This is a genomic window from Azospirillum griseum (genome assembly GCF_003966125.1).
Lineage (GTDB): Bacteria > Pseudomonadota > Alphaproteobacteria > Azospirillales > Azospirillaceae > Azospirillum > Azospirillum griseum.
Genome location: NZ_RXMA01000125.1, coordinates 1 through 591, shown reverse-complemented (window position 1 = coordinate 591; position 591 = coordinate 1). Strand labels below are relative to the sequence as shown.

Here is a 591-nt window from a genome sequence, read left to right as displayed (position 1 = left end):
CAGGCGGTACATGGTGCGGATGGAGCAATGATAGACGCCTTCATCGAGCAGGGTGGCGTAGACTTCCGCCGGGGCGAGATCGACGAAGCGCGGCTCGCGCAGAAGGGCGAGCACCGTCTGGCGCTCTTGGACCGCGAGCGCCCGCGGCGGGCGTGGCCGGGGGCGAGGCGCCGGTTCCCGGCCAGCCAGCCGGACCCGATGCCGATGGACGCTGGCACGGGCGACGCCGACAGCGGCGCAGGCCGCACTCACAAGACCGCGGTCGGGGGCCAAGGTGGCGATCGCGCTCATCGCGGCGTCTCGTCGCTGTCGGCGGGAGGCAAGGCAATCCCCAACAGGTCCGAGAATTTTTTTTGGATGTCGATGACCGCCTCGGCCCGTTCCAGGCGGCGCTGGAGACGGGCGATGTCCTGGCGGGCCTTGGCCAGCTCCGCTTCCAACGGGTTGGAGGGGGCCGTCTTCGGCCCGCGCTTGAGCGGCTTCAGCGCCTCGAAGGCGCCGGCGTCGCGTTGTCGGCGCCAGTCGGTCAGGGTCGACGAATACAGACCTTCCCGCCGCAGGATCGCGGCGATCCCACCGGTGTCCGCCGCC

The 591-nt window shown here is 70.9% G+C and carries 1 pseudogene; it reads right to left on the bottom strand.

Annotated elements, in window-relative coordinates:
- Positions 1-591, bottom strand: a pseudogene (locus EJ903_RS26450) (helix-turn-helix domain-containing protein); the annotation flags it as partial.